The organism is Corynebacterium tuscaniense DNF00037 (genome assembly GCF_000759055.1).
Taxonomy (GTDB): domain Bacteria; phylum Actinomycetota; class Actinomycetes; order Mycobacteriales; family Mycobacteriaceae; genus Corynebacterium; species Corynebacterium tuscaniense.
Genome location: NZ_JRNG01000001.1, coordinates 119106 through 129862 on the forward strand (window position 1 = coordinate 119106; position 10757 = coordinate 129862).

The 10757-nt window shown below is 59.0% G+C and carries 10 protein-coding genes; 2 read left to right on the top strand and 8 right to left on the bottom strand.

From position 1 onward, the window contains the following. Positions 1-130 precede the first annotated feature (130 nt). The 7 genes from HMPREF2129_RS00590 to rimM form a co-directional block, all read right to left on the bottom strand. Positions 131-436, bottom strand: a complete 306-nt coding sequence (locus HMPREF2129_RS00590; RefSeq protein WP_034661585.1) for a DUF2469 domain-containing protein — start codon at positions 434-436, stop codon at positions 131-133. After that, entirely contained in the window at positions 433-1080 is a 648-nt protein-coding gene (locus HMPREF2129_RS00595) for a ribonuclease HII (RefSeq protein ID WP_034661588.1), read from the bottom strand. The genes HMPREF2129_RS00590 and HMPREF2129_RS00595 overlap by 4 nt, the downstream gene beginning before the upstream one ends. Beyond that, positions 1081-1782, bottom strand: a complete 702-nt coding sequence (lepB, locus tag HMPREF2129_RS00600; RefSeq protein WP_084576381.1) for a signal peptidase I — start codon at positions 1780-1782, stop codon at positions 1081-1083. A gap of 137 nt (positions 1783-1919) precedes the next feature. After that, positions 1920-2267, bottom strand: coding sequence for a 50S ribosomal protein L19 (gene rplS / locus HMPREF2129_RS00605; RefSeq protein WP_034661593.1), 348 nt, complete (start codon positions 2265-2267; stop codon positions 1920-1922). A 111-nt stretch (positions 2268-2378) separates the two neighbouring features. Beyond that, complete coding sequence (locus HMPREF2129_RS00610) at positions 2379-4661, bottom strand: Tex family protein (RefSeq protein ID WP_034661596.1); 2283 nt, start codon at positions 4659-4661, stop codon at positions 2379-2381. A gap of 26 nt (positions 4662-4687) precedes the next feature. After that, positions 4688-5848, bottom strand: a complete 1161-nt coding sequence (gene trmD / locus HMPREF2129_RS00615; protein ID WP_052092466.1) for a tRNA (guanosine(37)-N1)-methyltransferase TrmD — start codon at positions 5846-5848, stop codon at positions 4688-4690. Positions 5849-5862: 14 nt separating this feature from the next. After that, complete coding sequence (rimM, locus tag HMPREF2129_RS00620; protein ID WP_034661602.1) at positions 5863-6363, bottom strand: ribosome maturation factor RimM; 501 nt, start codon at positions 6361-6363, stop codon at positions 5863-5865. A gap of 174 nt (positions 6364-6537) precedes the next feature. On the opposite strand from rimM, the gene HMPREF2129_RS00625 reads away from it, so the two are divergent. Continuing rightward, a complete protein-coding gene (locus tag HMPREF2129_RS00625; protein ID WP_034661604.1) occupies positions 6538-8757 on the top strand; it encodes a DUF6493 family protein in 2220 nt (739 codons plus the stop codon). After that, entirely contained in the window at positions 8758-10098 is a 1341-nt protein-coding gene (locus HMPREF2129_RS00630) for an SWIM zinc finger family protein (protein WP_034661607.1), read from the top strand. 66 nt (positions 10099-10164) lie between these two features. Here the strand turns inward: HMPREF2129_RS00630 and rpsP are convergent, their stop codons facing one another. Then, positions 10165-10686 (bottom strand): 30S ribosomal protein S16, encoded by a 522-nt coding sequence (gene rpsP, locus HMPREF2129_RS00635; RefSeq protein WP_034661609.1) that lies wholly within the window; start codon positions 10684-10686, stop codon positions 10165-10167. Between the last annotated feature and the right edge of the window lie 71 nt (positions 10687-10757).

Consider the following 10757-nt stretch of genomic DNA (forward strand, 5'->3'; position numbering starts at 1 on the left):
ATCAAGGCGGCCTACTCCTTTGGACGACGCAAAAGACCAAACGGATCCCTCAGAATGAAAATTGGCCACAAATAAACAAAACACCCTGTGGATAACACTTCTTTATCCACAGGGTGCTGGTGCGATGGGGCTACTCCGGAATGACCATCTCCGGCTTATCCAGCTCCTCAATGTTGACATCCTTGTACGTGATCACGCGCACGTAGCGGACAAAGCGCACAGCGCGATACATGTCCCACACCCAGGCGTCTGACATGCGCACTTCGTAGTACACATCCTTACCTTCGGTGTGCGGAATCAGCTCCACGCCATTAGCCAAGTAAAAGCGGCGGTCTGTCTCCACCACGTAGGAAAACTGGCTGACCACGTCGCGGTACTCGCGGTACAGAGAAAGCTCAACCTCTGCCTCGTAATTCTCCAATTCCTCAGCGCTCATCGCCTCGTGCTCCTCATATACGTTTGGTGGGCTGCTGCAACGTTGGCATAAGTGTAGCGATGCTCAGGGCTCGCACCGTGGCGGCGCACCGCATCCATATGAGCCTGCGTCCCATACCCCTTGTGCCCCTTCAAGCCGTAGTCTGGAAACTCCTCCGCCATCTGGATGATCAAGCGGTCACGGCTAACTTTGGCCAGGACGCTCGCCGCAGCAATGCAGCGCGCCGTGTAGTCACCACCCACGATGGGGAGTTGGGGAGTGGTGAGGCCGGGGACCCGGAAGGCGTCGACAAGCACAAAACCTGGCTCAACAGACAACTCGGAGATGGCGCGACGGGCACCATCGAGATTCGCGTTTTGGATTCCACGGCGATCAATCTCCCCGGCACTGATATGCACGATGGAGTATGCGGTGGCGGAGGACACCACCTCATTGAAAAGCACCTCGCGCTTCTTCGGCGTGAGCTTCTTGGAATCCGTGAGCTCCTCCAACCCGAGCAGTGGGCGCGAAGGCAGGATGCACGCGGCGATGGTGATGGGGCCAAAGCAGGCACCACGGCCCGCCTCATCAATACCCGCAACGGGACCGAGACCTGCTTTATCCAGCGCCGCCTCGTACGTACGGAGCTGTTTCAGCCTGCGCATTTACTGCTGCAGCAGCTCCACATCACCGTTTTTCACCGGACCAATACGAGTCAACGGCAAAATGATGAAGGAGACTTTACCGCGGATGTTCTTCTCCGGAATGGTGCCCTGGAACTCATCACCCATGTGGTAACGCGAATCCATGGAATTGGTGCGGTTATCACCCATCACAAAAATATTGCCTTCCGGCACTGTCAACGGTCCAAAATACTTGCCGCCACACGCCTCAGAACCATTCTGTGGCAGCACCGGATTATCCGGCGGCTGAAGAATGAAAGACTGGTCTGTGGGCTTGCCATCCACCATCACCGATGGGTCGCCTTCTTGGCAGGACACTGTCTGCCCGCCGGTAGCAATCACACGCTTGACCAAGTTGTTCTCATCCGGTGGGACGAGCCCGACGTAGGACCCCAACTGCTGCAAACCAGCAACAAACGGGTTGTTCGACCGGTTGGACTGGTAGGAGGTATTCCACGATGGAGCTCCCTCAAACACCACGAGATCCCCCGGCTCCGGGTCAGAGAAATAGTAGGACAGCTTCTGCACAAAGATGCGGTCACCATTGCACCCCTCACAACCATGAAGCGTGGGCTCCATGGATGCGGACGGAATCAGGTACACACGGCCAACGAATGTTTGCAACAAAAAGATCAGGCCGAGGGTGAGAAGAACCACCATAGGGATCTCCACATACCACGGCATCGTGCGGTCTTCTTCGGTGTGAGTAGGACGCTGGGGGGTATCAGTCACGGAGAAACACTTTAACACTGAGCATGCGAAACGCCCCCTTCCCACGCGAGAGTGCGCAGTGGATAAAGAGGGCGTTAGGGCGCTGAAATTTAGCGACGCTCCTTGATGCGGGCAGCCTTGCCGCGCAGATCGCGCATGTAGTACAGCTTCGCACGGCGGACACGGCCACGACGCAGAACCTCAATGCGGTCAATGTTCGGGGAGTGAACCGGGAAGGTACGCTCCACACCGATGCCGAAGGAGATCTTGCGGACGGTGAAGGTCTCACGAATACCGGAGCCCTGACGACGGACAACAAAACCCTCGAAAAGCTGGGTACGGGTGACGCTACCCTCGATCACCTTGACGTGAACGCCCAGGGTGTCGCCAGGACGGAAGTCCGGGATGTCGTCGCGCAGCTGGCCTGCGTCGACCTTATCGATGATGCCGTTAGACATACGAATTCCTTTTCAGATTTGGACAGAGGAACCTAGCGGCTCTTCCCCTCCTGGGGTGCTCGACCGGTTCATGTCGGCTACAAGACCCGACTATTCTTGCATAATGCCGGGTCACTTCCCAAATCCAGCCCGCTTCAAAGCATCCGCCATCGAGCCCTGTGCTTGCTGCGCATTTTTCGCTTGTCGACGTCCCCCGTTCCCCGCCCCACGCTTCTTCCCTGCGGGTTTGTTGGACTTGTTGGGTTTCCCCGGTTCGTCCTCAAGCCGCAGCGACAAGCCGATGCGATTGCGGGCGACATCGACGTCCATCACTTTCACCTTGACCACCTGGCCGGATCGCACCACATCATGCGGGTCGGAAACGAACTTATTGCTCATCGCGGACACATGCACCAGTCCATCCTGGTGCACGCCGACATCCACGAATGCGCCGAAGGCAGCAACGTTGGTCACCGTGCCCTCCAGGATCATGCCGGGTTTCAAGTCCTTGACCTCATTAACGCCTTCTTTGAACGTGGCGGTGGTGAATTCCGGGCGCGGGTCACGCCCCGGCTTGTCCAGCTCGGCGATGATGTCTGTCACCGTAGGCACACCAAAGGTGTCGTCGGCGAAATCTGCGGGGGCAAGTTTGGTCAACACCGCGGTATTGCCGATAAGGGAGGTGGTGTCCATTCCGGTTGCGGCGGCAATGCGTTCCACCACCGGATACGCCTCCGGGTGAACGGCTGAGGCATCCAGCGGGTCCGTACCTCCCTGAATACGCAGGAAGCCTGCGGCTTGTTCAAATGCCTTTGGTCCCAGCCGCGGTACCTTGCCCAGCTCTTTGCGGGTAGTGAAGCTACCGTGCTCATCGCGGTACGCCACAATGTTCTTAGCCACCGTATTAGACAGCCCCGCCACGCGTTCCAGCAGTGGCGCGGACGCCGTGTTCACGTCCACGCCAACGGAGTTCACTGCATCTTCCACCACTGCGTCCAGAGTTTGGGCGAGCGCAACCTGGTTCACGTCATGCTGGTACTGGCCAACGCCAATGGACTTCGGATCCACCTTGACCAACTCTGCCAACGGGTCCTGCAGGCGCCGCGCGATGGACACGGCGGAGCGCAAGGAAACATCCATGTCCGGGAATTCTTCTGCCGCGATGGCACTCGCTGAGTAGATGGATGCACCGGACTCACTCACCATCACCGGCGTCGGCCGCTTGCCACCTGCCTGCGCAATGAGGTCGGCCACTTCACCGGCGAGCTTTTCGGATTCGCGCGATGCCGTACCATTGCCCACCGCGATGAGCTCCACACCATGTTCAGCCACCAAAGCAGCAAGCTCCGCCCGCGACGCATCCCAGCGATTCTGTGGCTGGTGCGGGTACACAATCGTGGTGGCCAGTACCTTGCCGGTTCCATCCACCACGGCGCACTTCACGCCATTGCGGTAACCCGGATCAAGCGCCAGGGTTGCCCGCTGGCCAGCGGGCGCTGCTAAGAGCACATCACGCAGGTTGGTTTTGAAGACCTCCAGCGCACCCTCATCGGCCTTCTCTTTCAGGCGCATACGTGCGTCCACGTTCGCGGAGATCTGCAGCTTTGTCCGCCAGCCCCAGCGCACTGCCTTGGCCAACCACTCTGAATCCTGCACGGGGAGGTCAAAGCGCTCCGCGATCATGCCTTCGTAGACAGCCTCATCGCCCGGATCAACATTGAGGGTAAGTACGCCCTCTGCTTCCCCGCGAAACAGCGCCAGAATCCGGTGAGACGGCAACTTGGTCAGATCCTCGGAGAACTCAAAGTAGTCAGCGAACTTCGCGCCCTCTTGTTCCTTACCTTCCGCCACGGAAGAACGCATCGTGCCCTCGGCGTACACACGGTCACGCACAGCACCCACCAGGTCCGCATCAGTGGCAAAACGGTCCACCAGGATTGCCCGCGCACCGTCGAGCACCGCCTTGGTGTCCGGGAATCCTTCGCAGATGAACCTCTCAGCGGTGGTCTCGGGGTTGGCGCGGGGCTCGTCGATAAGCAATTGCTCCAGCTCTTCGAGGCCTGCTTCGCGCGCGATATCCGCCTTGGTCTTGCGGCGCTTCTTGTACGGCAGATAGAGGTCCTCCACGCGGGCTTTCGTGTCGGCGGCGAGGATCTCATGTTTGAGCTCATCGGTGAGCTTGCCCTGCTCCTCGATGCTGGCCAGCACGGCCTCTTTCCGCTCAGCGAGTTCAACGAGGTAGGTATTACGCTCCTCAATGTGGCGCAACTGCGCATCATCGAGCCCACCCGTGACTTCCTTGCGGTAACGAGCAATGAAGGGCACAGTGTTGCCCTCTGCCAGAAGGGTGAGCGCAGCCTCTACTTGGGTGGCGCGGACGTGAATTTCTTTCGCGATAATCTCTGCGATAGTCATTCGGGGAAGTCTAGTCGGCGGACTCCTTAAGGCTGCACCACGGTGGAACCGTACCAATCCGCGCCCTTCGGCAGCGCCGCAACCACTGCTTGCGTGGCCTCGGTGAGACTGAGTGCTGTACGCCCGTAGACGCGCAGCTTCACCAGCGGATCAGGGCTCGGATGCCCCTCACGCCGCTCATACTCCGTTTCCAGCATCGACGGACCGAAACACACGTCCGTTCCGCGCTCTTTTGTGCTTATCTGCGCCACACGGTAACCGGCCTTCTTCAGCGCCCTGCGCATGTTCTTTTCTGCGCCGGGCTTCCAGCCCAGCACGTCCAGTTCCGTCACTACGTCGCGGGCATCGAGCATGAAGCGGTCTTCTTCGGTGAGAGTTGCCGCGTCGATGAGCTCCGGGCGCACTTCTCTGGTGCGCTTGAGGGACTGCTCGCGACGCCACTGCTCCACCTTGGCGTGATCACCCGACGTCAACACCGGCGGGGCTTCGATCCCGCGCCACACGCGCGGCTTGGTGTAGCTGGGGCCTTCCAACAGGCCGTCGGAGAAGCTGTCATCTTCATGGCTTTCCGTATTGCCCAGCACGCCTGGGATGAGGCGCGTGACGGCCTCCACGATGACGAGCACCGCAACTTCCCCACCGATGAGCACGTAATCACCGATGGACACCTCGCGCACGCGATACCGCTGCGCCGCGTCCTCAAAAACGCGTTGATCAATACCCTCATATCGGCCACACGCGAACACAATGTGGTTCTCCCGCGACCAGGCTTGCGCATCAGCTTGCGTGAACGGCTTACCAGCCGGTGTGGGCACCAACAGCAATGGCGCCTCCGGGTCTTCGCCCTCGCGCACATCAGCTGGGAGGGTGTATGGGCGCGCAACAACCTCTGCTACATCATCGTGGCGCGCCTTGTCATTGCGGTGTGCTGCCGCGGTGTCCAGGTCAAACCCTGCGCGGCCCGCGTGTATGTCATCGAGTGCCGGCCCCCACACGTCCGGCTTCATCACCATGCCTGGCCCACCACCCAGTGGCGAATCATCCACCGCCTTGTGGCCGCCCGTGGCCCAATCCCGCAGATCGTGCACCCCAACAGCCAGGATCTCTTGCTCAATCGCCTTGCCCAATAGCGCATGCCGCATGGGCTCGAGATAGTCCGGGAAGATTGTTATCGCGTCAATCCTCAACGCCGGCGTGCCCGTCACAGGTCCAGCAACCCTTCCGGCGGGGTGATTTCCAGGAAGCCTTCCTCCAGATTCACCTCCGGGACGATGTCCATGACGAAGGGAACCAGCACTTCCCTGCCCTGGTAGGCAATCTCCAAGATTTTCCGGTTCGGGGTATCCATCACGCCGGTGACCTCCCCGATCTCCTCACCATCCTGCACGACCTTCAGGCCGATGAGTTCATGGTCGTAGAACTCATCCGAATCCTCATCACGCTCCAAGGGCTCGGCAAAGAACTGCATCCCCCGCAATGAATCCGCGGCGGTGCGATCCGGGATCTCCTCAAAAGTGACCAGCAGGCGCTTCTGATGCGGACGCACCGATGCAATAGTCAGGTCTTGTTCTTTCCCCGCCTGTTTGCCGTGGAGCACTTCCCCCACTGCGTAACGGATCTCCGGCTCGTCGGTCAACACTTCCACGGCGACCTCCCCTTTAACACCGTGGGACTTGACTACTTTGCCGATGAGCAACTTCATGGGAGCTAAGGCTACCAGCAGCGAATGCGGTGATTACGCCAACGTGAGAAACCATGTTGCGACATAGCGCTGCTCATTAGGATGTTGCGTAATCTGTGTCTGGGGCGGGTCAAAAGGGCGTCGACTAGCAAATGCTTCGAAAGCTGTCTGACTTCACAAGGAAAAGGGAGCACAATGAACTACTTTGAACGAGAATTCAAAGAAATGGCCGAGAGGTTTCAAAGGACGACCATCAAGTGGTGGCGCCCAGATATGACGTTGGAAGAAGCTTATGAAGCGATTCGTGCCCTCCCGATCGACCCTGAACACGCGATAGAAAACCCTACGCAACCTGAACAGGAGGGGTGGAGCAATTTCAGAGGTGACACGTTCATCCAAATTCGCATGCGCGAGCTGTTCGAGGGCTACAAGATTGAGCACGGCGATCCGTACTTCATCGGGTTGATGGGTCAGCGCGGCTTCGAGCGCGATTTTCTCCTGTGGCACGACGCCGAGCTCCGAGAAGAACTCCTTTGGCCCCTTTTTTCCCTCGAGGGCACCCAGATGGTCAGCTTTGCCAATAGGGAGAAATACTCGTCCGGCTGGGCAGAGCCTCTGGTTGCGCTGGTGAGCGAAGGAATGTTGGACCGCGACCGCATGTTAGATGAAATGCTCAAAGCACTGAACCGCGGTTTTCCCGCTTACCGCGTGCGCTGGTTTACCCAGCATTACGAGGATTTTGCGCCCACTGAGGAAGAAACCACGAAGCGCCAACACCTACTCATCGCCGCGATGGGTTCGGGAGTGGCCTCGACGACCACGTTCGCAGTCAAGCAGCTCTCACGCTTGTCGGAGTTGGATGCGGACGGATTTGTTGCCGCAGCCCATCACGCCATGGGCGGGCCGAAGGGAACGGCTATCACGGCGCTAAAAATGCTAGAGAAGATCGCGGCTGAACGCGAAGACCTCGCCGCGAGTATTGCTGATGCCGCACAAACTGGCCTCTACCATGCACACGACGATGTGGTACGCCGTAGCGCCAAGCTTCTCCGCACGTTGGAGAAAGGAGAGCTTATCGTCGCTGCCGGGGACATCTTGTCGCCTGTCATGGCTGACGAATTGTTGGGGCAACGGGTCGCCGAAGGCACCGGACAAACCGAGCACGCAGCCGCATCATCGGCGCAGCGCGTTGAGGCTCAACCCGTCGCCCCCTGGACGGATGAGGATGCGCTGTTTCGCACCCGCGAATTGCTCACCACACCAGACGCCGTGAACTTTGCGCTATTCCTTGCCTGGCTGGCAGAAACCGGTCCGCGCGCGGTGGAGATTCTCAAGCCGGTTTTGTCGAAGCAAGATCCCGCGCGTTCCTTTACCGATGCGCGCTGGCTGTTGTTTCAATGCACACTCTCTCCTGCTGAGGTTAAAGAAGCAAACGCGCCATGGCTGCCGGGTGATAACAGGCGGGAATCGCTCCTTCGGATCGTTGCCATTGTGCACGGGTTGGCTCCAACACGCACCTTGCTTTCAACGCCGACGGACTCTTTCGGTCGCGTGGACAACAAGGAATTCGCCCGCCGTCTTGCTACATATTCAGACCTTGAAGGCATATGGCAAGACGATGCCATTCTCGCCTACCTGCGGCTGGTGGACTATGAGGAAGACAGCACGGGTCTTGTGTCTGTGCAGGGAGTGCAATCTGGATGCAACAGGTTTCAGTGGACACTGCCTGAAGACCGATGCACCCAGTGCGATAAAAACCGTGTGTGGGTACGCACCGCGCAAGGTTGGAAAGGCCACAACGAACACCACGACGAAGTGCTGCCGTATCTCGTTCTCGGCTCGTTCAACGCAGCCGACTCCCCGGCAGAGCGCGCCATCGTCGCCCCTACCTGCTTGGATGCTTACACCTACGACATGGAGCGTGACCTTGATGCAGGGATGTCGATTCATCCAGATGTGCAAGAGCCCGGTATTGTTGACGTACTTGCGTGGCACCCCGGCGAATGGTCACCACACACCGCCAAGTTCCTGGGCAAAGCCATGGCAAACGTTCACCCAGAGGTACGAGTGGTAGCTGCGGAGCTTGTGGCAACGTCACTCCCACTAGCTATCGAGGCGGGAGTCACCGCACAAGAGTGGGCACAGATAGACAACGTCAAGCTTGGCCGTTGGGCGAATTCCCTCGCAGATGCCGCGACGCTCAATCCCACCTACGTCCGTGACCTCCTTGCACAGCTACTGCCTCAATTGGACCGAAAGGCGCGCGACATTGCCAAGCTCATTGAATTGCTGCGTAATGTGCGTGTGCAAACTGGTCAACGCGACGTCCACAAGCAACTGCTCGAATGGCTAGAGTCCTTCAGCGGAAAAACAAAGGCTGCACAAGCTGCGGCGGCGTTGCTCAAGGAGTCCTAGATGCAGTACACATACGCCCATCCATCCACCCTGACTGTCCAGGGTCTGCAGCTGGCCGCAAGCGGGGGAACGCTCGACCGGGTGGACGAACCGCACTTTTTCAGCGGATTCGTGGAAAATCCCCACATCGCCGCGCGTGGAATACTCACTGTCGCGGACTATGCCGCGAAACGCTTCTACACGCCAGTGAACACCGCGGCTATCGCTGCGCTTGACCCAGTGGTGACCTCCACCCCAGAAGGTCTGCGGTTCGAATCATTCTCAGGCTGTTGCAGCGCCTACGCCCGCTTGGATATCACCGACCTTGACGCGGAATCCCAGCAGTCAGGTGTAACCAACGTGGACATCAACCTCCCGCTGCGCGAGACGCTTGCTGGTATCACACCGGGCTCACCGCTACACCTCAATATTGCCGACGATTCACTGCACATCACCACCATGGATAAAACCCTAGAGGAGAAGAAGGTCAAACTACCGTTGCGGTGGGTGAAAGGACTTGCGGAGTCACAGCGCATCAGCGCCTCCATGACACTGCAGCAAGAGCTTGCGGGACCGCAGGCGAAGAAGTTCATCACATCGTTGTCGGGGGCGTCCACACCGAAAGCCGTCATGTGGGCCACTCCCGCATTACGGAGTTTGCGTCTTGCATCGAAGCCCTCAAAAGGTGCAGTATGCCTGGCAGGCCCGGAGCGGTTGAAACCGATCATCCCGCTCCTGCCGTACGTGACCAAGCTGTCGGTCTACAGCGCCGATAGCCACGCATCCTCCCAACCTCAATCATCCGCATGGGTGTTTGAGCTGCCCGGTGCGCGATTCACAGTAGTGATCAGCCCAATCAAGACCCGTGGGTTTTCTGGCGAGGGCTCACTTTTGATGTCTCTGAGCAGCCAGCACGCGGCCGATGATGCTGATCTTGTCTCCGCGGTTCTGGCGTTTGATCCCCGCATTGATATCAATGATCTTGCAGCACAGACCGGGCTTACTCCCGCCCGCGTTGAGGACGCACTCCAAGTCCTGGCATCAACCGGTCAAGTTGGCTACGACCTCACGCTGGGCGCATATTTCCACCGCCCGCTGCCGCTTGATCCGGAAGTGGTGGGCAATCTCAACACCCGCCTTGCTAACGCCGAGGAGCTGCTGTCCCACAACGCGGTCACTCCGCTCAAGGGGGAGAAAGACGGGTTCACAGTGCACTCCGGTTCCAACGAGTACACAGTGAGACTTGATCAAGGCACCTACGCGTTTGCCTGCACCTGTTTCTGGTTTGCAAAGCATAAGGACACCCGTGGCCCGTGCAAGCACGTGTTGGCGGCGCGGGCATTTCGGGATAGCGCGCATTAGGGGTCGTCGATAAGCAAAAATGCCCAGCGGAATCGCTGGGCATTAGGCGTTTGGCATGAGTGAGGCTTAGTTCTCCTCGGACTCCTCAGTCTTCTCTTCTTCGGCCTCCTCAGCCGGAGCTTCCTCAGCAGCTTCTGCCTCTGCAGCAGCCTTGGCCTCCGCCTCGGCTTCAGCAGCGGCCTTAGCCTCTGCCTCTTCCTTAGCCTTCTTGCGCTTCTCGGTGATAGCCTCAGCGGTCGGACCGTTGGAAGCCTCCTCCAGAGCCTGGTTGAACAGGTCGAGCTTGGACGGCTTCTCCTCAGCAACCTTGAGGGTGCCTTCAGCGCCGTCGAGGCCCTTGTGCTTCTGCCAGTCACCGGTCACCTTCAGCAGTGCGAGCACCGGTTCGGTCGGTTGGGCGCCAACGCCGAGCCAGTACTGAGCGCGCTCAGAATCAATCTTGATGAGCGACGGCTCTTCCTTCGGGTGGTAGATACCAATGTTCTCAATGACGGCACCGTCACGGCGGGTGCGGGCATCGGCGATGACAACGCGGTACTGGGCATTACGGATCTTGCCCAGACGCTGCAGCTTGATCTTGACAGCCATGGTGTAAAAGTCCTCTACTATCGGTCACTGGGCAGTTCAGACACCCGCCGCATGATCGGCGGGCCGGTTCA

Excerpts from the sequence above, each read along its gene's own strand:
- rpsP (WP_034661609.1), bottom strand. The coding sequence starts at position 10,686 with ATGGCTGTCAAGATCAAGCTGCAGCGTCTGGGCAAGATCCGTAATGCC.
- HMPREF2129_RS00595 (WP_034661588.1), bottom strand. The coding sequence starts at position 1,080 with ATGCGCAGGCTGAAACAGCTCCGTACGTACGAGGCGGCGCTGGATAAA.
- rimM (WP_034661602.1), bottom strand. The coding sequence starts at position 6,363 with ATGAAGTTGCTCATCGGCAAAGTAGTCAAGTCCCACGGTGTTAAAGGG.
- HMPREF2129_RS00590 (WP_034661585.1), bottom strand. The coding sequence starts at position 436 with ATGAGCGCTGAGGAATTGGAGAATTACGAGGCAGAGGTTGAGCTTTCT.
- lepB (WP_084576381.1), bottom strand. The coding sequence starts at position 1,782 with ATGCCGTGGTATGTGGAGATCCCTATGGTGGTTCTTCTCACCCTCGGC.
- HMPREF2129_RS00630 (WP_034661607.1), top strand. The coding sequence starts at position 8,758 with ATGCAGTACACATACGCCCATCCATCCACCCTGACTGTCCAGGGTCTG.
- HMPREF2129_RS00610 (WP_034661596.1), bottom strand. The coding sequence starts at position 4,661 with ATGACTATCGCAGAGATTATCGCGAAAGAAATTCACGTCCGCGCCACC.
- HMPREF2129_RS00625 (WP_034661604.1), top strand. The coding sequence starts at position 6,538 with ATGAACTACTTTGAACGAGAATTCAAAGAAATGGCCGAGAGGTTTCAA.
- rplS (WP_034661593.1), bottom strand. The coding sequence starts at position 2,267 with ATGTCTAACGGCATCATCGATAAGGTCGACGCAGGCCAGCTGCGCGAC.